We start from the raw sequence: 22411 nt of genomic DNA, 5'->3' as shown, positions 1-22411 counted from the left end.
TTATTTTAGAAAAATATTATAATTCTTATATATAATAACAATATTTTTTATGAAGTCAAGATATATTTTTCATATATCGTAATAATTATCGGATATTTTTTATATATTTTTAATAATTGGAGGGTTTTCTATTGTTTTTCATTCATTTTTTTATTTTCAGCTTCACTATTTCTCAAATAAAGAGGCAATAAATTGAAAATATTATCAAAATTATTTGATTTTATCCTTGGTATAGATAGTCTTATACTATTAGAAGCTTTTATTATATTGAATGATTTATCTATGTCATTTATTTTATAATTTTTTAATTTTTCTTTAAAATAATCTTGATTCTTATAAAATCCGTCTCCACATAGAGTAAGTGTTTTATCATTATTTTCTATAGAATTAATGATATTTATAAACTCTTCATAAGTTATATCTAAATTTTCTTTTATTTTATTATTTCCGGAATATATATCAGTATAAATACTTCCTTTCCTAGCATCTATCATACTTGCTTTTATTCCTTCATAACTCTTGATATTTTCATACAATGTTTCTAAACTTGAAATACCTATAATAGGTATATTTTTAGCATAGCAAATTGTTTTTACTGTGGCAAATGCTATTCTTAATGCGGTAAAAGATCCGGGACCAATTCCCAATACTATATAATCTATTTTATCAAGCGAAATATTATTTTCTTTTAGAAAGTTATTTAAAACAGGAAGTATTTCCTCGTTATGATTTCTTACATCTTCCTTATTATATTCAAGGATAGAATCATCATATTTTTGCAAAGCTATAGAAAAACTGCTGGATACTGTATCAAATGCTAATATATTCATGACATTAAATCTAATACTAAACCTTTAAGTCTCATAACCTTATTTGCAATAGCTATATGATTCTTCTGTTCTGACATTATTAATCTGTATAATGAATCAAGTTCTTCGTTTATTTTTGAAACTACTTGATATTCACGTCCTCTTCTCATATATGAAGATACGATTCTTATTCTATAGGCATCTTTTACTAATTTATCTGTTAATGATCTTATTAAATCTCTAAATTTTTGAAAGTCTTTCATATTAGCGCTTTTTTCAAGCATATTTCCTGCATCATATATTTGTCTTTTTAATTCATCTAATTCATAAGAATATCTTTTAATTTCCTTTTCTTCTTCGAGCATTGCAGCAAATGGAGAAGATGAAACAGCTACTTTCATAGAAGCATCTTGCGATGTCATTAATAGACTATTTAAATTCATTTCTCTATTTCTTCTTTCCTGAACTCTCATTATTTTTCTCCATAATTTATTTTCATTAAAATATTATGTTAACTTAACATGAATCAGATAAAATTTCAATATATACAACATATAATAAATCGTATTTTTACTATTTTACTTTATCACTTTATTTTTATATTTAATTAAATAATTGAAAAAAATACTAAAAGTTTTATAATATGATAAAGCCTAAGGAAGTAACTATGAATAGAAATGAAATATTAGAAAGATATAATCAAATATTAAATAATATTAATGCTGCAAAACAAAAATACAATATAGAATATGATATAAATGTAGTAGCAGTTAGTAAATATTCTTCTATTGAAACTATAAAAGAATTTCTATCATTAGATATAGATTTACCGCTTGGAGAAAGTAAGGCGCAAAGCTTAAGAGATAGAGCAGGGGAGATTGCTCAATTAAAAAATAATGTCAAATGGCATTTTATAGGAAGAATACAATCAAACAAAGTAAAATACATAGTTAGATATGCTGACTTAATACAGAGTGTAGATTCTGTTGAAATAGCTGAATATATAAATAAAGAGGCGATAAAAAACAATAAAGTTCAGAATATATTATTACAATTCAATATAAGTGATGAGGATCAAAAGGGCGGATTTAATATAAATAATTATATAGATATATATGAAAACATCATAAAAATGTCTAATATATCTGTTAAAGGATTAATGGGAATAGGAAAAGATAGTGAAAATTTACTACTCATTGAAGAAGAATTTGAGAAACTTAATACTATATATAAATCTATTAATTTAAAATATAATAATCCTTTATCAATACTTTCTATGGGAATGTCTTCAGATTATGAGCTTGCAATAAAACATGGTTCAAATATGATAAGAATAGGAAGCAGTTTTTTGGGTAATTCTTAATTTTATATATTTTATAAAAATAGGCTAGGGTAGAGAAAAGAAAATTCTAGAATTTTAAATTGTGTCTAATAGAAATTGTAACTCCTATTATAAAATTATTCCAATATAAATATTAATACGATTATAAAACATAATATAAAATTATTATGTTTAGTTAAAAATTATTTTAGATTAAAAAATAAAGTAAGTATGCAGACTAATATAAATACTATATATTATAGAAGAAAATCAAAAATATCTTCTATAATAAGAACAAAATTAAATGATTATAATCACTGGAAACGTCTTGGTCTTTCTATTGTTATTAAATAATTCCAAACATAATAAAATATAGTATCTTCTGTTGTGAAATTTTCTACAGCTTCATATTTTTTTAATTTAATCATAGAATTAGAGAAAGCCTCATCTTTTTGCAATTCATCTATTTTCAATGATAATTGATCTGTATGAACTTTTACTTTAGCCATAAGATCTACAGGCAAGTTTCTTTCATAGTCTTTACTAGTTAAAGTTTCAAGAGCATATTCTATTTTATCAGGTGTTATTCTTGCTGATATTTCTTGTTCTCTTTTGTTTTCTTCATTAAGTATATTATCAGTCCAAGTATTGAACTCATTAATCCATTCTTTATACATATTACCGTATTTATCAGAGTTTAAAGTATAATCATTCTTTACATCATCTGGAAGTATATTCAAAAAATTTCTATATCTTTGTTCCATAGCGTATATAGAACCGCCGTCATTTTTACATGCAACAAGTATTATAAATAAAGTTAATATTAAAAGTATTATTTTCTTCATTATTTTGTATCCAATTATATTTAAAATTATTATTTTTTATTATTACTAATAAAAATTGTTCGCTCGCTTTGTATGCTTACGGCAAATGCTCTGTCAATTAAACTTGCCAGAATATAACAATTTTTATAATTAATGCTAGATTATACTATAAATTATAAAAAAGTTCAAATTATTGCTAATAAAAATTGCATCTGCTTTATGTATAAAATTCTATATAATATCTGCCATAAGTAAACTTCTATATAATTTAATATAACTTACAGATAATAAAATATGACTAAACTATATATATTTAAGCCCAAACATATATAAAAAATAATATGTATAAGTTAACATAATACACATTATCGGAATATAAATTTATTGTTTTTCTGGAGTATTTATTATTGCATATATAACTCCTTGATTATTTTAATAAGTTATACTATTACATTATATAATATATAACCCTTTATTACTATTCTCTATAACTATTATTAGTATCTATAATAATAGTTATAACTATATTACAACTAAACTATTTAAACCATGCATATAAAAACTCTATCAAAAAATAATACCAATAATATTCATATACTTATAAGTTTTAATTTATAATCAAAATCATATAATAATTATATATATTATAGTTCTTATATATTATCGCTTGTAAATTAAGTGTATTTTTAGTATTTTTGGATACATTTATATATATGCTTTAATTATTGAAATTTACCCATAATACTATAACTTATTAGCTATACTTTAATATCTCGTAATTTTATGCCTGTCTTAATATATTACCCAAGGCTGTATTTTCAAACTCCTTAGGATATTTATGCATTTTCAAAAATCTCTTTATATCCATTTTCATTTTGGATCTTGTGGATTACTTGCTTTGCCAATCTATATATTCAGAGTTCTTTTCTATTATAACAGCCAATTTTTTAGACATTGTTTTAATTTTTTCTTTTTTATTATAGTCTGTATTTATAGGACTAAGCATAGCATCATACATAGCCTTTTGCTCATTCGTAAGCCATAAATCATCTGCCTCTTTTTATATATTATCCAAATCAAAAGCTCTTCTATTAACTAAATTACATCAATATCATCTATAGCATTATTATTGTATCTTTCCATTATCTTTTTAATTCTGTCAAAAAATATTTCGGATTGTATTATGTTTACTTATATTTAAGTATTGATAATATATCATAACAATAAAAATATCATAGTTACAACACTTATTTTTTTAATAAAATATTTGACATATAAAATAAAAATATTTATTATGTTTATTAGACAATCAAAAGGAATTTATATGGCTACCATAAGAGAAATAGCAAAATTAGCAGGAGTTTCAATAGGAACAGTTGACAGAGCTTTAAATAACAGAGGAAGAATAGATCCTGATGTAGAACAAAAAATATTGGATATTGCAAAGTCATTAAATTATAAACCTGATAAAATAGCCAAATCATTAGCCATTAGAAAAAAGAAATTCAAAATAGCTGCAGTTCTTAATACTTATAACAATTTATTTTTTGAAGATGTTATAAAAGGAATAGAAATAGCCGGAAAAGAAATAGAAGAATTTGGAATGTCTGTTATTATAAAAAGATGTAAAGACTTTGATGCTGATAATCAATTAGAACTCATTGAAGAAGCTATTAATGAAGGAGCTAATGCTATGGCTATAGTTGCTATAAATGATGAGAGAGTCATAAATAAGATATCTCAACTTCATAATAATAATTTTCCTATAGTGCTTTTAAATTCTTTTGTAAACAGTAAAGATTGTATAGCTTATGTCGGATGCAATTATGATTTGGCTGGAGAGATAGCTGCTTCTCTTTTGAATATCATATCAAATGGAAATAATATTAATTTATTAGTTTTTTCAAATAACTTTAATAAAATGCTTGGAAACAAAAAACGTGTTGACAGTTTAGTTAGCAGACTTAATTCTGATTATAAAAATGTAAATGTACAATCAATAATAGAAATGGAAAAAGATAATAATCTTAATTTTGATAAAAGTAAAGATAACTTATTAAAACATATGGATACTGATGTTGTTATATGTCCGGGTGCAGAAACCAGTAAATATGTTATAAACGCTATTAAAGAATTAGGACTATACAATAAAATAAAAATCATCACTTATGACTTTTCAGAAGTTGTAAAAGAAGGACTTTTAGACAGAGGCATAATAGCTTCAATAACTCAAAATCCTCAAGAGCAAGGATACAGAGCAATAAAAGTTCTATTTGAATATTTGCTTACAAAAACTATACCTGATAAAAGATATACTTATATAGAAACACAAGTGATATTCAGAGAAAATTTATTGTAACTCTACCCTACTCTATATTTATAATTTTAAATATAATAACAGCTTAAAATTGTAATAATAATTTACCACCATTTTATAAGTTCTGTTATTTCTTCTCTATATTCAACAAATTTAGGATCAGCTATGTTTCTAGGATGTTCCAAATCTATATGTATTTCTTTTTTTATAGAAGTTGGTTTATTGGTTAATACTAAAACTCTTTCACCTAAATAAACAGCTTCCTCTATGTTATGAGTAATAAATATAATTGTAGTACCCAAAGTTTTCCATATATTCAAAAGCTCATCTTCTAATTTGAATCTCAAAGAAACATCTAATTGTCCGTAAGGTTCATCCATCAAAAGTAATTCAGGCTCTACAGCAAATGCTCTGGCTATAACAACCCTTTGAAGCATACTAGCAGAAAGCTCGCTTGGATTAAAAGTTTTTAAACTCTCAAGCCCAACCATTTTTATTACTCTGTCTGCCCTCTCTTCAATAACATCTTGAGGGAGTTTTTTTATTTTCAATCCGAACTTAACATTCTCCTCTACTTTAAGCCAAGGCATAGTAGAATATTCCTGAAATATATATGCTATATCATGTTTTTTTAAGTCAACATGTTCGCCGTCTATCTGTATGGCTCCGTAAGTTGGTTTGTATAACTTTGTAAGGCTATTTAAAAATGTAGTTTTACCGCAGCCAGTAGGCCCTACTATACATAAAAACTCACCTTTCATAACATTAAATGATATATCATTTAAAACCAATAAATCACCGAATTTTTTTGTTAATCTTGAAACTTTTACTTTTACTTCTCTAGTATCATTTGTCATAAATATATCCTTTTTATGTTATAAAGTTATATCCATATTATCATTTATTTCATTTCTAATTTTAAGGAAATTAGGATCAGTTAATCTTCTAGGTCTAGGCAAATCTATAATATATTCTTTTTTTACAACTGTAGGACAGTTTGTAAGAAGTATTATTCTGTCACCCAAATAAACAGCTTCTTCTATATTATTAGTAACAAATACAACAGTTCTTTTTTCTTTCTGCCAAATCTTTTCAACTTCTTCTTCCATCATATATCTAGTCTGTGCATCCAAATGTCCGAAAGGCTCATCAAGAAGCATAACAACAGGTTCATTACAATATGCCCTAGCTATACCTACCCTCTGCCTCATACCTCCAGATAATTGATTCGGATAACTATTTTCAAATCCATTTAATCCCACCAAATCTATATAATATTTTGCTTTTTCTCTTCTCTCTTTCTTTGGTATTCCTCTTGCTCTAGGTCCGAACTCTACATTTTCCATAACAGTCAAAAAAGGAAATAAAGCAGTAGTTTGATATACAACACCTCTTTCAGGATGAGGCTCAGTTACCTTTTTACCATTAACTTCTATATCAGAATTTTCTGCTGTTTCAAGTCCTGCTATCAAATTTATCAATGTTGTTTTTCCGCATTGACCTGGTCCGAATAATACAACAAATTCATTTTCTTTCACTTCAAGACTTATATCTTTTATAACTTCTTTATATCCATGCTCGCTGAAAAACACTTTATTAACATGATTCATTTTTATAATAGTTTTATTTTCCATATTAACGCCTCAAATTAATTATTATATACCAGTAGAATTCCAAATGGTTAATCTCTTTTCTATATATCTCATTAAAGAAGATAATAATAAACCAACTATACCTATAGCTATCATACCAGCTAAAACTTGAGGTATATTTGCAGTATCAGAACCTCTTATTATAACCCAACCTACACCGGCAAAAGAACTAACCATTTCAGCTGCTAATACACCCATCCAGCTTACTGAAAAACCTACCTGCATACCATTGAATATTTGAGGTACAGAAGCCGGAAGTATAACGTGCAAAAATATATCTCTATCATTAGAGCCAAGCATCTTAGCTGCCCCTATTAAAGTAGGATTAACCTGAGAACTTCCAGCATAAGCATTCAAAGTAACATTAACAAAAGTACCAATAAATATTATAAATACTTTAGGTACTTCGCCTATTCCAAACCAAAGTATAGCCATAGGTATCCAAGCTATAGGAGGAATTTGTCTGAATACTTCAAAGAATGGTCTTATTATTGCTCTTGCATATTTATTAACTCCCATAGATATTCCTAATATAACACCTGTTACAGCACCTATAGCAAAACCTGTTAATACTCTAAATATACTTATTACTATATGTCCTAATATAGTTTGCTGACCTATATTATGAGTTAAACTCCATACTAAAAACTTGAATACTTCTAATGGTTTAGGTGTGGTAATTTTTATAGGAGTATAAGTTGTTAATAATTGCCATACAATTAAAAATCCTATTATAGATATAACAGCCCAAATAGGTTTTTCAAAATCAGATAATTTTAATCTTGTTTTTTCTTTATTTTTCATAAATTACCCCTAATTATCTTTTAACATATTTCTTTTCTAAATAACCTAATCCAACAGATAAAATTGCTCCTACAGCTCCTATTGTAAGCATACCTACTATTATTAAATCTGCTCTTGCTAATTGTCTGTTTAACTGTATCATAAATCCTAAACCTCTGCTTGCTGCTAACATTTCAGCGGCACATAAAGAAGTCCAAGAAGAACCTAGAGATACTCTAAGTCCTGTAAATATATAAGGTAAAGCTGTTGGTATAGCAACTTCTTTAAGCATTTGTCTTCTTGAAGCACCAAAAGTTTGTGCTACCCATAAATGCACTTGAGTGGTTGCTTTTATTCCGCTATAAGTATTAATTACACAAGGTACAAATGCAGACATAAATACTATTGCTGATTTTGCTCCTAATCCTATTCCAAACCATAATATCATCATAGGTATCCATGCTATAGTAGGTATTGGTCTTATAAGGTCAAATAATGGAGTTGCAACTAAATTGAATTTTTTGAACCAAGCCATACATATTCCAAGAGGTATTCCTATAGCAGCACCTAAAAAATAACCTGTCAATGCTACCTGCAAAGATGCTAATATATGTTGAAACAATGTACCATTATCAGGTGCTTTATTTGTGAGTTTATAAATAAAAGATTTAAAAACTGTATAAGGACTTGGAAGAGAATATGAAGGAAACAATTTAAATACATCTGTTATTAATTGCCATATTATAAGAAATACTACAACTGATATTACAGATATAATAAAAAATTTACTCTTCTCTTTCTTTTTATTGGCTATGACGATTTTTTCTTTTTCTTTTAATGAAATATTTTCTATATTCTCTTCCATATAGATGTCCTCTTTATTAATTAATTTAAGTTATTTTTTAATTTAATGCTTTACCTAATAATTCAGTATCTACATTTTGGTCAACAACAGTTAATTTATCCTCTGTTATTAAAGATTGACTTGCAAAGAAGTCAGCTGTTATTCTTACAGAATCACCTATTTTTATATTTTTAATTTCTTCTGTTGTAACAAAAGGACGAGTTTTAACTTCAGACTGACAAGCTTCTAAAGTAGAAGTAGAACCGTTTTTTGTATACCAATTCAATAATTCTTGAGCAGCCATATTAGGATCAGCTTGTAAAGCATCACATGCTTCTAAGAATGCTTTAATATATAAAACGATAGTGTCTTTTTTATTTTTAAAAGCTTCATCGGATACTATTATTGAATCGTACTGAGGTATATTTAATGTAGTTAAACTTGAAACTATTTTCATTCCATCAGCTTCAGCAGAGAAAGAAGTTGGAGGATTCAAAGCAGCAGCATCTATTTTTTTAGCTTTTAAAGCCTGATATGCTTGAGGGAATTCCATATGAACTATATTAACTGTATTAGGATCAACATTTATAGCTCTAAGCCAATGTATAACATTCAAATGTGATATTGTTCCAGTAGGTACAGCTATAGTTTTACCTTTTAAAGTAGCAGCATCTCCATAAACTTCTGGAAAATCTTTATTAACACCTTTAACTGTTAATATATCAGAATCAGGATTAACTAATACTTCTATACCGCCTTCAGAGTGTCCTATATCAGCTACAACATGAGCATTATAATTAGCCAAAGAATATACAGAAGCAGCACTTAATGTACCAACTTCCCATAAACCAGCACCTAATGCCTCATTCATAGGGCCTCCTGATGGGAAATATACAGTTTCAATTTTAAAACCATATTTTTCATCTAATTTGTTATTAATCATGTACTCAATAGGTACAGAGTTTAAAAAAGGCATTACAGCCACTTTTAATGTTTTTGCATCTCCAGAAGATGATGCACCTTTATTAGCACATGAAGCTAATAAGAACAAACATGTAATTAAAACTAATGAAGTAATAATTTTCACTGTTTTTTTCATTTTGATATCTCCTTAAAATTATTTATTTATTATAAAAATAATTACCAGCTAGCATATCTCTTGTTCAGAGGATCACTACATTCTATCATTTTATGACACATCTCTAATAATAATTTATTTTTTATTTCATCATATTCTTTATTAAAAAACAAATTATTTTCCTCATTAGGATCTTTTTCTAAATCATAAAACTCTCCATATTCTTCATCTAAAAATATTGAAAGTTTATATTGTTTAGTTCTGTATGTTTTTATAAATATTCCTCTGTCATGAGCATCATAAGTAATTACTGCACCTTTTTTATATTTTTTATTTTTATCTTCACCTGTTAAAATATTTTTTAAACTATGTCCCTGTATTCCATAAGGAATTTCTTTTCCTAGCATATCTAAAAGCGTTGGAACTATATCTACATTTTCTATAATTTCATCACTTCTATTTTTTACTATGCCTTTACCATAAAATAATAATGGAACTTTTATCAAACAATCATACATAAAAGGACCTTTTTTTAAAAGTCCGTAATCTCCTAAATATTCACCATGATCACTTGTAAATACTATTATTGTATTATCAAATTCATTTTTCTCTTTTAGTTTATCAATGATTCTGCCGATTTGTGAATCTATAAAACTTATCATTCCATAATAAAGTCTTTTTATTTCTTTTATTTCTTCTTCACTATAATTATGTTCTTCTCCGCCACCAGGCCAATATCCTCTTTCACCTTGTTTAGTTAAATGTTCAGGTCTTTTCTTATCCAACTTCAATTTACTATTAAGTTCTTTAGGATTAATATCTTTATAAATATCATAATATTTTTTTATAGGATCAAATGGATGATGAGGATCTACAAAACTTACCCACATAAATAATGGATTATCAAAATTATAATTATCTATCTCATCTATAGCTTTCTGTGCTGTCCAATAAGTTTGATGTAATTCTTCTTTTATAGGATTTACTCCGTCATATCCTTTACCTATTTCTAAATTGCCTCCATGACTATTAGCAAAATCTAAATACTCTCCCTGTTTATCATCTTCTGTTATATGTGTTATATCGAATCCATAATATGTCTTATCTCTTTCTCTTACTCTATCTCTTTTTGGTACATCTTCAAATTCCCAATTTAGGTTTTTAAGCTGAGGTCTAAAATGCATTTTACCTGAAGCAACATTGAAATAGTTTTCTTCTTTCAAATAATCTGCTAGAGTTATTTCATCTTCATTTAATTCTGTACCTATATTCCAAGCTCCTATATTCATAGGATATCTTCCTGTAAAAATAGAAGCTCTTGAAGGAGTACATACTGGGCTTGTACAGAAAGAATTTGTAAATACTGTTCCATTTTCTGCTAATTCATTTAATACTGGAGTTTTCACTTCCTCATTCATATACTCTACAGAATCAGCTCTCATCTGATCTGCTGTTATTAATATAATATTTGGTTTTTTATTATTCATATTTAAATCTCTTTTATATTTTGCGTGTACTGTAACATATTATAATTATAGTATAGTAAATAAATAATTCATTGTCAATTTTTTTATCAAATATTTTTTATTTTATTATTTTTATTGAACAAATTTTAGTAAAAATTGATGATATTATTATAATTGCCTATACTTATAGAAATAAATCTACAAATATAGGCAACTAATTCATTATATAATAAGAGTGTTTTTGTTATATATTATATTTACTCTTTCACAGCTCCGCCCATAAGTCCTGATATAAAGTATTTACTTGAGAATAAAAATGCTACCAAAACAGGAAGTACGGCAAAAATTGCACCAACCATAATTTGTCCATAATCTATACGAGTATCACCTTTTAATACAGAAAGTGCTACAGGTAATGTATACATATCTTCAGTATTTAATATTATAAGAGGCCAAGTAAAATCACTCCATTGTCCCATAAAAATATATATTCCTAAAGCAGCAAGAGAAGGTACCATTAAAGGCATAACTATTTTAAAGAATATATATATTTCGCTTGCTCCATCTAATCTTGCAGCTTCTATTAATGCATCAGGTATACTTAAAAAATTCTGTCTCATCAAAAATACACCAAATGCTCCAGCTAGTCCAGGAAGTATAAGAGCAATATGAGTATTTTGTAAATTAGCAAATGTCATCATTCTATATAAAGGTATTAATCTGCTGTAAACAGGAATCATCATAGAAAGCAGTACGCAAGTAAATAAAAAATTCTTACCCTTAAAATCAAATTTAGCAAAAGCATAACCTGATAATGAACATAAAAGAAGATTAACAACTGTAAATATTATTGATACCTTCAATGAATTAAATAGTGCCACCCATATAGGAATTCTATTGCTAAGTGAATTCAAATTTTCAAAGAAATAATTACCAAAAAATACAGGAGGAGTATTCATAAATATTTCTCCTGAACTTTTTGTTGCAGCTACAAACATAAAATAAATAGGATATATACTAAAAAAAGCTCCTATAGATAAAAATACATATAGTATTATAGTGATTATTTTATTCTTTTTATCCATTATTTTTTATCTCCTAATTTCAATTGTATGAAAGTTAAAGCACCTACTATTAACAATATTATTACAGATATTGTTGCAGCATAAGTCATATTTAAAGATACAAATGCCTGATTATATATATAAAGCCCCAGAGTCATGGTACCATTATTAGGACCTCCATTTGTAAGCAGGAATGGTTCTGTAAATAAATTCAATGTTCCTATAGTAGACATTATAGAAGTAAATAAAATTATTGGTTTTAAAGATGGCAAAGTTACATATAAAAATTTCTGCCAAGAATTAGCACCATCTATAGTTGCAGCTTCATAATAATCTTCTGGTATATTCTGCATAGCAGCAAGGAATAAAATCATATTATAACCAGTCCAACGCCAAGTAACAACAATAACTATAAGAAGTTTCGCTGGTATAGATTGTTTAAGCCAAGGTATAGCATCTATTCCAAATTTAGATAATATAAAATTGATTATTCCTCTGTCCTGAAATATCAATAAAAATATCATACTATAAGCTACAGCATCAACTAAAACAGGTATAAAATATGAAGCCTCAAAAAAAGATTTTAATTTCTTTACACCTCTATGAATAATGCTTCCCAATAATGTAGAAGTAATAAGCATTATAGGAAGTCTTATTACATAAAATATAAGAGAGTTAATTATTGCTGTTCTAAATATTGTATCACCGAAAAGCCTTTGATAATTTTTATTCCATTAAATACAAACTCCCCTCTTCTTTGCGTCATAAAACTCAATACAATCGTTTCAACAAAAGGCCAAAAATTGAACAATACCAAAGTAATAATGACAGGAATTGATAAATAGAATCCGAATCTCCTAGAATATTTCTTCATTATTCCTCCAATCAGAATTTAATATTTAATTTTAATGATAGTATTCAACTATTTTTAAATTAAATTGCTTTTTTAATTAATAATTTTTTATTGTTGCTAGCGTAAACTTGCTAAAATATAGCTGCTCATTTATAGTTTTAAAAGCTAATAACATAATTAATATATATACAATATAGTAAAAAAGATTTTAAAACTCAAAAATAATTTTACCGCATTAATACGGAAATTAAGTTTTATATTTTCAAGTTATTTATCATAATGAAACATATTTAATAAAAAATAAACAGTTAGTTCACATATGAATAAAGCAAACTAACTGTTATAAAACTTTTATAATAAATTTATATTTTTATTATTTAGCCATTTCTACACCTGTAGAATTTTGTAACTGTTCAGCTGTACTTTGAAGAGTTTTTTCTACATCTGCTTTATCATTTACTATAGCTTGATATGCTGATTCCATAAGAGTTTGTGCCTCTGGGAATGATTCTGTATATTTAGCTGATAAAGGCATAGCTTTTACTAACTCAGCTAGTAATTCATTGAAAGATGCTCCAAAATAAGGATCAGCCTCTAAAAATTTAGCATCTTCATAAGTAGGTAAGTATGTAGGAATCAATCCGTACTGCTTATATGCTATTAATTGTCCTTCTATTGTCATCATAGCATTTTTTACAAATTCTACAGAAGCTGTTTGTTTTGTAGGATCACCTACATTAACTATTGCGCCTGAAGCTCCTCCCCATATAGAAGTTCTTGGCTGTCCTTCTACTAATACAGGCAAATAAGTAACCTGCCATTTACCTTTCATCTCTGGTGCTTGATCTTTCAAAGTTCCGCCCCACCATATTCCATAAGGTATTGCTGCTATATCATCTGTTTTTGAAGCTCTTATAGTTCCTGTCCAATCTGTTGTATCAAAAGCTATACCTTCATTTACAAATCTCTGCATCAATTTTGCAGCTTCTATTCCTTCTTTTGAATATATAGCTATTTTTCCATCTTTATCAAAATAGTCTTTTCCTTGCTGAAGCATAGTAGCTCTTATAAAATGTGAAAATCCTTGAGGATAAGGAAAACCTATCATCTTAGTGTTAGGCAAAGCAGCCTGCAATTTCTTTCCTGCCTCAATAAAGTCATCCCAAGTTACTATAGTATTAACATCTATTCCAGCCTTTTCAAATAAATCCGCTCTATAAAATAAAGCTGCCGGAGCTATACCAAAAGGCATTGTAACTTGTTTGCCTGTAGAATCAAAACTAGTAGGTATCTTTGAAGCAACTACAACATTACTCCAATTTTCAGGCATTTGATCTTTTAAATCTAAAAAATATTCATGATACTGTTCTGTAATGAGAGGAGTATCTATATCTTCCATTTGAACAACATTTGGTAAATCGCCATTACCGCCAAGACTAACAAATAATTTTTGTTTCAAAGCTGGAGGTCCTCCAAACTCAGTAACATTAACTTTAACTTTTGGATATTTAGCATTAAAAGAAGGAATAGTATCTTCTAAATGATTAGCAGCTACATTCCAAGCCCATACTTCTATTGTAGTCTCAGTTTCGGGTGTTATTTCTATCCAAGCATCAACATTATCAGATGACTTTTTAGAACATGAAACAACAAATAAAATACTAAATACAATGATAAGTAATTTTTTTGACATAATACCATCTCCATTTATTAATTAAAAAGCAGTTAGCTTACTATAAATAAACTAACTGCTTATTAAATAATTTTATTGAGCTATCTCTATGCCGGTAGAATTATTCAATTCTTTAGCTACATTTTCCATAGTTTTTACAGGATCTGCATTATTATTAACTAAATCCTGATAAGCTGATTCCATCATAGTTTGTGCATCTGGGAATGCTTCAGTATATTTAGCTACCAAAGGCATTTCCTTACTTAATTGAGGTATTAACTCATTAAATCCTTTACCAAAATATGGATCCTCTTCATAAAATTCTTCTTCATCATAAACAGGAGTATATGCTGGTAATAAACCATATTTTTTGAAAGCCATCATCTGATTTTCTACACTTAATATTGCATTTTTAGCAAACTCTAAAGTAGCTGTCTGTTTTACAGGATCACCACAATTTATTATACTTCCTGAAGCTCCTCCCCATATAGAAGTTCTTGGCTGTCCTTCTACTAATACAGGTAAGAATGTAGCTTTCCATTTACCTTTCATTTCAGGAGCCTGATCTTTCAAAGTTCCGCCCCACCATATTCCATAAGGTATTGTAGCTATATCATCTGTTTTTGAAGCTCTTATTGTACCTGTCCAATCTGTTGTATCAAAAGCTATACCTTCACTTATCAATCTTTGTAGAAGTTTAGCTGCCTCTACACCCTCTTTTGAAGAAATAGAAATCTTTCCATCTTTATCAAAATAATCTTTTCCTTGCTGAAGCATAGTAGCTCTTATAAAATGTGAATAACCTGTAGGATGAGGGAAGCCTATCATCTTAGTATTAGGTAAAGCGGCTTGCAATTTTTTTCCTGCCTCAATAAAGTCATCCCAAGTTACTATACTATTAACATCTATGCCAGCTTTTTCAAATAAATCTGCTCTATAGAATAATACTGCTGGAGCTATTCCCCAAGGCATAACTACCTGTTTACCTGCAGAATCAAAACTTGTAGGTATTTTTGATGGTTCTACTACATTGCTCCAATTTTCAGGCATTTGATCTTTTAAATCTAAAAAGTATTGATGATATTGTTCTGTTATCAATGCTATATCAGGATCTTCTATTTGTACATAGTTAGGTAATTCAGAATTTCCACCCAAAGTAACAAATAATTTTTGTTTCAAAGCTGGAGGTCCTCCAAACTCAGTAACATTAACTTTAATTTTTGGGTATTTAGCATTAAAAGAAGGAATAGTATCTTCTAAATGATTAGCTCCTATATTCCAAGCCCATACCTCAATAGTAGTTTCTGTGTCTGGTGTTATCTCTGTCCAAGCATCAGCATTACTATCAGATGTCTTTTTAGAACATGAAATAATAGCCAAAATACTAAATGTGATTACAAGTATTTTTTTAACATAATAGCATTCTCCTTTTTACTATTTTATTATATAAAATTTACAGAATATTAACTTCATCAATAAAATTACTGATTCTACTATTATAGTATATGCATAAAAAGACTAAACTCAAAAAACTATTTTACCGTATTAATACGGTAATTAAATACTACAATTTATTATCAAATCAATCTATTTTTACATCTAATTTTTCTATACTCATAATCTTTTCTTTTATAATACTTTTCAATTTCATTTTAACATCATTATAACTCTCATCATCAACTACATTATTTAATTGATATGGATCTTTTTTCAAATCATATAATGAATAACTTTTATATGTTAAGCTGTCTTTATCTTCAAGAGGATTTTTATCAGGATCATATATACAATATGAATAATCTTCTGTCCTTATTGCTCTTCCCACAAAACTTTCACTTATCTGTAAAAATACTACATTTTGATAATTTTTATCTTCTATAATATCTTGTATAGATTTTTCATCCATATTTTGATATTTTATATTAGCCATTTTTAATAAAGTAGGAGGAAGATTTATCAAACTTACAAATTTCTCTTCTCTTTTTCCTGTATCAAATTCTCCTCCTTTTATAATCAAAGGTACATGTATTGCGGCATCTTCTGAAGTTCTTTTATAATCATCTTGTCCATTTTTAGGCATATTTTTATTTCTAGTTCTAAAATGCGAACCATGATCACTTGTATATACTATATAAGTATCATCCCAAATATTTAATTTTTCTAACTTCTCTCTTATTCTTCCAAAATTATAATCTATAGAATGACATGCTCCCAAATAATCAGCATAATTTTCTTTAGCATCTCCGCATCCAAGTGCCTCAATATCTTTAGGAAGTTCAAAATTTGAAAACTTTTCTTTAGAATATTCAGGACCCTCATATCTTCTCTTATCATTCTGATGATGAGGTTCTAAATATGAAATAAATAAAAAGAATGGTTTATCTTTTTCTCTATTATCCAAGAAATCAAGTGCATAATCTGTAACAGCATCAACTCTATATTTATTGAATTCTACTTTTTTCATATCTTTATCAAATAAATATCCGCCGAATCCATGAGATGTTAATTCTAATGCATCTGAAACAACCCAATAATCTTTATAACCTCCCCTTTTATCTTCAGGTATAGGATTGTATATATAATCTTCACTAGAGCCATCATTTCCTACACCTGTTGAAGCCAAATGCCATTTCCCAACATAAGCAGTTTGATAACCATTCTCAGAAAAATATGATGCAATCGTTTTTATATTTTTATTCAAAGGAATAGCATTTACAAAAACATCTGTCTTGCTAGAATATAAACCAGTTTGTAATGAAGCCCTTGCAGGTCCGCATACAGGCTGACAAGTAAAGGCATTGTTAAATATAGTAGATTCTTTACCTAATTTATCTAAATTTGGAGTGGTATCCAATTTTTGTCCGTAAATACCCATTGTATCCCATCTCTGCTGATCAGAAAAAATAAATATTATATTTTTATTCATAAGAATTCTCTCTATTTTGTTATTTTAACTATTTATTATAATACAAATATAATATAACAAACTCTTTAATTGTCAATATTAATATATAATCTTATTATTTTATATTCTTTATATTAATTTTTTACATGTAAAAATATAAAAAAGTATCAACAATATAAAATTAGGCCGCCATTTAATAAAAATAGCAGCCTAACTTAATTAAATATTTAATTAATATTTTTATTTTCTAGATTTAGCTTCTATAACTTCTTCAGGTGTTAATACTTTATCTATAGGCATTCTACTAAATTTTGAATAATCAAAATTAAGCATTTCGCTTTTTGATGATGATGGTGTAGTAGAAATCTTTATTGGGGCAATCCATATAACATCATTAGCATTAATTTTACCTTCAACATCAACAGAATCAAAATTTCCATTCCATGCTAAATAAATATTATTTGCTGCATCCAAAGGTTCTGTTTTGATACTTTGATTATTCAAATTATATTTATTAGCATCATAAATTATAAATCCGCCAGGTGCTAAAGGCAATCTTTGACTAGAATCCATTAACTTACTATCATAAGTATTATCCATAAAATCCATAACACCAAATTTAACATCAGCAATTTTACCATTATACATGTCTTTTATCCAAGATTTAAATATTTCTTCTACACTATTACCAATATTTAACCCTTGAACAGAATTAACCAATCTAGTTCCTGTATCTAATGAAGGACTTGAATGTGCTATAGTTTTAATAGTTTCTTTATCGCCTTTCTCTAAAATCTATCTCATAAATACTGATGAAGAAGAATAACTAATATAAATATTAGGTATTTGAACTCCATTAATAATTATAGGGTAATTAATTGTTCCATCAATATACCAAGAATAAAAAGAATAATAATGAAATAATGAAAAAATTTTTTTTCTATCATCAGCAGTAAAAGGGGAAAATAAAACGGATGTTGATTCTGAAAGTGCTTCATTAAGCCATAAATCCATAGCTTTTCCACCATTAATAAGATTAACACTAGCATTAATCAAATGCTGAAATTCATGAAACATTGTGCCAACTATCTCATCAGTATATGATATAGTTGTAATATTTATATACATATACTTACCTTTATTAAGGGTATCAGGTTTATCATCGTAGAAATCAGACGGATTAAAAAATCCTGCAAAGTATCCCTCAGATTTAGGATAAAAATTATATATCAAGAATACCAATTTATCATTATTAATAGTTGGAAAAGAGATTGGCTCTCCGTATATTCTTACTTCCTCATCATAATTTGCTTCAAATTTAGTAAACAACTCCTTTACAGTATTCATATCAAATGATTTACCGCTTTGAATATAAACTATAGCATGAGAAGATTCAGCAATTTTTTTTAAATTCTGAACTAGCTATACTATCAATACCATTATTTTCATTAAAATTTGCAATATTAAATTTGGCTGTTTCTGTATTATTAACATCATAATAAGTTATACCATCAACACTCTCTGTTGGATTCATAACTTTGTTACCGCATGATACTATAAATACAGTAAAAATACTTAAGTAAATAAATAATAATTTTTTCATCTTACTCCCCATTAAATAATAAAAGCAATATTATTTATATATAATATTTAAATAAATTGTAACACACATTCAATAATATTCAATAATATTTACAAACTATATAATTAAAATTTCTTTACTATTATATAAAAAATATATAGACTAATATAAAATTAGGCCGCCATTTAATAAGCAGCAGCCTAACTTAATTAAATATTTAATTATTATTTTCTAGATTTAACTCTCATAACTTCTTCAGTTGTTACTACTTTATCTATAGGCATTCTACTAAATTTTGAAGAATCAAAGTTAAGCATTTGCCTTTTAATAATGATTATTTAGGAGTTGCATTAATCCATATAACATCATTCTCACTAACATGCCCCTCAGCATCAACAGAATCAAATTTTGGATTCCATACTAAATAAAGATTCTTTTCTGCATCCAAAACTTGTTTCTTAAGACCTTGAATATTATCTAAATTATATTTATTAGCATCATAAATTATAAATCCTCCAGGTACCAAAGCCAATCCTTTATTAGGATCCATTAACAAATTAGAATAAGTATCATCCCAAAAATCAAAAGGACGAACTGTAAACTGATTAAGCCTGCCGTAATAAATATCTTTTATCCAAGAAATGAATATTTCTTCTATATCATTACCAATATTTAAATCTTTTACGGAGTTAACCAATCTAGCTCTTGTCTCTAATGAAGGATCTGAATTTGCTATAGCTCTAATAGCTTCTTTACCGCCTTTCTCTAAAATCCATTCCATAAATACTGATGAAGAAGAATAACTTACATTAATAGCATCAAAAGAACTTCGTGTAGGTATTATATCATTAATATACCAAGAATAAAAAGAATAGTATGGTAATAAATTAAATATTTTGTTTCTACCTCCACTTATAGCAGGGGCAAATAAAACAGATGTTGATTCTGAAAGTGCTTCATTAAGCCATAAATTCATAGTTTGTTTTTCATTAACTCTATTGACACTAACATTAATCAAATGCTGAAATTCATGAAGCATTACACCAAAGACTATATTAACTTCTTTTACAAATTTGATATCTATATACATATACTTACCTTTATTAAGAACAGGATCTTTTTTATTATCATATAAATCAGAGATATTAAAAAATCCTCCCCCAGCTAGAGGATATTTAGGAAAGAAATTATATATTAAAAATACCAATTTATCATTATTAATATTTGGCAAAGATATTGGTTCTCCGTATATTCTTACTTCTTCATCATAATTTTCTTCAAATTTATTAAAAAAACTCTTTACATTATTCATATCAAATGATTGACCGCTTTCAATATAAACTATGGCATTATCAGATTCAGCAACTTTTTTAAACTCTATATCATTTAATACCTCTGGCTTATTAAGATCCTCATAAAAAACAGAAATATTAAATTTAGCTGTTTCTGTATTATTAACATCATAGTAAACTATACCATCAACACTCTCTGTTGGATTCATAACTTTGTTACCGCATGATAATATAAATACAGTAAAAATACTTAAGTAAATAAATAATAATTTTTTCATCTTACTCCCCATTAAATAATAAAAATAATATTATTCATATATGTACAATTTTTTAATAAACTATAACATACATTCAATAACATTTACAAACTATATAATTAACATTTCCCTGCTCTGATATAAAAAATACATATACCAATATAAAATTAGGCCGCCATTTAATAAACAGCAGCCTAACTTCATTAAATATTTAATTATTATTTTTATTTTCTATATTTAGCTCTCATAACTTCTTCAAGTGTTAATACTTTATCTATAGGCATTCTACTAAATTTTGAAGAATCAAAGTTAAGCATTTCGCTTTTTAATAATGATTATTTAGGAGTTGCGTTAATCCACATAACAGCACTAGGATCAATTGTACCTTCAACATCAACAGAATCAAAGTTTGGATTCCATGCCAAATAAATATTTTTTTCTGCATCCAAAAGTTCTGTTTTGATACTTGTATTATTCAAATTATATTTATTAGCATTATAAATTATAAATGCTCCAGGTACCAAAGGGAACCCTTGACCAGGTATTATTAATGGATTATTATTAGGGTCAAGAGGTATTTCTGTAACTTGAACCCCAGGAAGATTACCTTTATATATATCTTTTATCCAAGAAATAAATATTTCCTCTACACTATTACCAATATTTAAACCTTTAACGGAATTCACCAATCTAGTTCTTGTATCTAATAAAGGACTTGAATGTGCTATTTTATTAATAGTTTCTATACCGCCTACATGTTCAATCCATTTCATAAATATTGATGAAGAGCAATAACTAATTTGAATAAGACCATTAATAGGTATTATTCCCTGAATATACCAAGAATAAAAAGAATAATAAGGAAAACTATTAAAACCAGATGCTCTATTATCATACATAGCAGGGGCAAATAAAACAGATGTTGATTCTGAAAGTGCTTCATTTAGCCATAAATCCATAGCTTTTTTGCCATTCATAAGATTAACACTAGCATTAATCAAATGCTGAAATTCATGCATCATTGTGGCAGCTACATTATCAGGGTCTTCTAGATATTTGCTATGTATATACAGATACTTACCATGATTGATAGTTTTAGCATTATTTTGTAAATCATCCGAATTAGAGAATCCTGTCCCAGATAGATCAGATTTAGGATAAAAATCATATATCAAGAATACCACTTTATCATTATTAATATTTGGAAAAGATATTGGCTCTCCATATATTTTTACTTCTTCATCATAATTTGCTTCAAATTTATTGAAACACTTCTTTACATTATTAATATCAAATGATTGACCGCTTTGAATATAAACTATAGCATTACCAGATTCAGCAATTTTTTTAAACTCTATATCATTTAATACCTCTGGCTTATTAGGGTCATCATAAAAAACAGAAATATTAAATTTAGCTGTTTCTGCATTATTAACATCATAATAAGTTATACCATCAACACTCTCTGATGGATTCAGCACTTTATTACCGCATGATACTATAAATACTGTAAAAATACTTAAGTAAATAAATAATAATTTTTTCATTTTACTCCCCATTAAATAATAAAAGCGATATCATTTATATATAATATTTAAATAAATTGTAACACACATTCAATAATATTCAATAATATTCAATAATATTCAATAATATTCAATAATATTCAATAATATTCAATAATATTCAATA

The 22411-nt window shown here is 27.1% G+C and carries 24 protein-coding genes; 2 read left to right on the top strand and 22 right to left on the bottom strand.

Annotation, left to right across the window (positions count from 1 at the left end):
* Positions 1-128 precede the first annotated feature (128 nt).
* Together tsaB and BINT_RS07030 are read right to left on the bottom strand one after the other, a co-directional pair.
* Positions 129-830 carry a tRNA (adenosine(37)-N6)-threonylcarbamoyltransferase complex dimerization subunit type 1 TsaB gene (gene tsaB / locus BINT_RS07035; protein WP_014487870.1) on the bottom strand — a complete coding sequence of 234 codons (702 nt, stop codon included), beginning with the start codon at positions 828-830 and terminating at the stop codon, positions 129-131.
* Complete coding sequence (locus BINT_RS07030) at positions 827-1282, bottom strand: YaaR family protein (protein ID WP_012669990.1); 456 nt, start codon at positions 1280-1282, stop codon at positions 827-829. The genes tsaB and BINT_RS07030 overlap by 4 nt, the downstream gene beginning before the upstream one ends.
* A gap of 194 nt (positions 1283-1476) precedes the next feature.
* On the opposite strand from BINT_RS07030, the gene BINT_RS07025 reads away from it, so the two are divergent.
* Positions 1477-2172 carry a YggS family pyridoxal phosphate-dependent enzyme gene (locus tag BINT_RS07025; protein WP_041177322.1) on the top strand — a complete coding sequence of 232 codons (696 nt, stop codon included), beginning with the start codon at positions 1477-1479 and terminating at the stop codon, positions 2170-2172.
* A 272-nt stretch (positions 2173-2444) separates the two neighbouring features.
* On the opposite strand, the gene BINT_RS07020 is transcribed toward BINT_RS07025, so the two are convergent.
* The 3 genes from BINT_RS07020 to BINT_RS15285 form a co-directional block, all read right to left on the bottom strand.
* The gene (locus tag BINT_RS07020; RefSeq protein ID WP_014487867.1) at positions 2445-2975 is read right to left on the bottom strand and encodes a hypothetical protein; all 531 of its coding nucleotides are present in this window, start codon (positions 2973-2975) and stop codon (positions 2445-2447) included.
* A 760-nt stretch (positions 2976-3735) separates the two neighbouring features.
* Positions 3736-3798, bottom strand: a complete 63-nt coding sequence (locus tag BINT_RS15365; protein WP_321162740.1) for a hypothetical protein — start codon at positions 3796-3798, stop codon at positions 3736-3738.
* Positions 3799-3843: 45 nt separating this feature from the next.
* Complete coding sequence (locus tag BINT_RS15285) at positions 3844-3972, bottom strand: hypothetical protein (protein ID WP_014487866.1); 129 nt, start codon at positions 3970-3972, stop codon at positions 3844-3846.
* A 306-nt stretch (positions 3973-4278) separates the two neighbouring features.
* On the opposite strand from BINT_RS15285, the gene BINT_RS07015 reads away from it, so the two are divergent.
* Entirely contained in the window at positions 4279-5313 is a 1035-nt protein-coding gene (locus BINT_RS07015) for a LacI family DNA-binding transcriptional regulator (RefSeq protein WP_014487865.1), read from the top strand.
* A 62-nt stretch (positions 5314-5375) separates the two neighbouring features.
* Here the strand turns inward: BINT_RS07015 and BINT_RS07010 are convergent, their stop codons facing one another.
* The 17 genes from BINT_RS07010 to BINT_RS06945 form a co-directional block, all read right to left on the bottom strand.
* Complete coding sequence (locus tag BINT_RS07010) at positions 5376-6128, bottom strand: ABC transporter ATP-binding protein (RefSeq protein WP_014487864.1); 753 nt, start codon at positions 6126-6128, stop codon at positions 5376-5378.
* An 18-nt stretch (positions 6129-6146) separates the two neighbouring features.
* Positions 6147-6905 (bottom strand): ABC transporter ATP-binding protein, encoded by a 759-nt coding sequence (locus BINT_RS07005; RefSeq protein ID WP_014487863.1) that lies wholly within the window; start codon positions 6903-6905, stop codon positions 6147-6149.
* 21 nt (positions 6906-6926) lie between these two features.
* Positions 6927-7727 (bottom strand): ABC transporter permease, encoded by an 801-nt coding sequence (locus BINT_RS07000; protein WP_014487862.1) that lies wholly within the window; start codon positions 7725-7727, stop codon positions 6927-6929.
* 13 nt (positions 7728-7740) lie between these two features.
* A complete protein-coding gene (locus BINT_RS06995) occupies positions 7741-8571 on the bottom strand; it encodes an ABC transporter permease (RefSeq protein WP_014487861.1) in 831 nt (276 codons plus the stop codon).
* 37 nt (positions 8572-8608) lie between these two features.
* Positions 8609-9649, bottom strand: coding sequence for an ABC transporter substrate-binding protein (locus BINT_RS06990; protein WP_041177321.1), 1041 nt, complete (start codon positions 9647-9649; stop codon positions 8609-8611).
* 41 nt (positions 9650-9690) lie between these two features.
* A complete protein-coding gene (locus BINT_RS06985; protein ID WP_014487859.1) occupies positions 9691-11115 on the bottom strand; it encodes a sulfatase family protein in 1425 nt (474 codons plus the stop codon).
* A 236-nt stretch (positions 11116-11351) separates the two neighbouring features.
* Complete coding sequence (locus BINT_RS06980; RefSeq protein ID WP_014487858.1) at positions 11352-12179, bottom strand: carbohydrate ABC transporter permease; 828 nt, start codon at positions 12177-12179, stop codon at positions 11352-11354.
* Entirely contained in the window at positions 12179-12799 is a 621-nt protein-coding gene (locus tag BINT_RS06975) for a carbohydrate ABC transporter permease (RefSeq protein ID WP_014487857.1), read from the bottom strand. Before BINT_RS06975 ends, BINT_RS06980 begins: the two co-directional genes overlap by 1 nt.
* 38 nt (positions 12800-12837) lie before the next feature.
* Entirely contained in the window at positions 12838-13032 is a 195-nt protein-coding gene (locus tag BINT_RS15115; RefSeq protein WP_083818244.1) for a hypothetical protein, read from the bottom strand.
* A 352-nt stretch (positions 13033-13384) separates the two neighbouring features.
* Positions 13385-14704, bottom strand: coding sequence for an extracellular solute-binding protein (locus BINT_RS06970; RefSeq protein WP_014487856.1), 1320 nt, complete (start codon positions 14702-14704; stop codon positions 13385-13387).
* A 72-nt stretch (positions 14705-14776) separates the two neighbouring features.
* Positions 14777-16063 (bottom strand): ABC transporter substrate-binding protein, encoded by a 1287-nt coding sequence (locus BINT_RS06965; RefSeq protein WP_014487855.1) that lies wholly within the window; start codon positions 16061-16063, stop codon positions 14777-14779.
* 202 nt (positions 16064-16265) lie between these two features.
* Complete coding sequence (locus BINT_RS06960) at positions 16266-17609, bottom strand: sulfatase-like hydrolase/transferase (RefSeq protein WP_014487854.1); 1344 nt, start codon at positions 17607-17609, stop codon at positions 16266-16268.
* 219 nt (positions 17610-17828) lie between these two features.
* Positions 17829-18308: a hypothetical protein gene (locus BINT_RS15110; protein ID WP_014487853.1), complete on the bottom strand. Its 480-nt coding sequence runs from the start codon at positions 18306-18308 to the stop codon at positions 17829-17831.
* A 75-nt stretch (positions 18309-18383) separates the two neighbouring features.
* Complete coding sequence (locus BINT_RS15105; protein WP_014487852.1) at positions 18384-18935, bottom strand: hypothetical protein; 552 nt, start codon at positions 18933-18935, stop codon at positions 18384-18386.
* A 46-nt stretch (positions 18936-18981) separates the two neighbouring features.
* The gene (locus BINT_RS15100) at positions 18982-19191 is read right to left on the bottom strand and encodes a hypothetical protein (RefSeq protein WP_014487851.1); all 210 of its coding nucleotides are present in this window, start codon (positions 19189-19191) and stop codon (positions 18982-18984) included.
* A 313-nt stretch (positions 19192-19504) separates the two neighbouring features.
* Positions 19505-20740, bottom strand: a complete 1236-nt coding sequence (locus BINT_RS06950; RefSeq protein ID WP_014487850.1) for a hypothetical protein — start codon at positions 20738-20740, stop codon at positions 19505-19507.
* 314 nt (positions 20741-21054) lie between these two features.
* Positions 21055-22266, bottom strand: a complete 1212-nt coding sequence (locus BINT_RS06945) for a hypothetical protein (protein ID WP_014487849.1) — start codon at positions 22264-22266, stop codon at positions 21055-21057.
* Positions 22267-22411 lie beyond the last annotated feature (145 nt).

This window comes from Brachyspira intermedia PWS/A (assembly GCF_000223215.1).
Taxonomy (GTDB): domain Bacteria; phylum Spirochaetota; class Brachyspiria; order Brachyspirales; family Brachyspiraceae; genus Brachyspira; species Brachyspira intermedia.
Note: the sequence above shows the minus strand (reverse complement) of the source record. Positions and strands in the feature narration are given on the sequence as shown.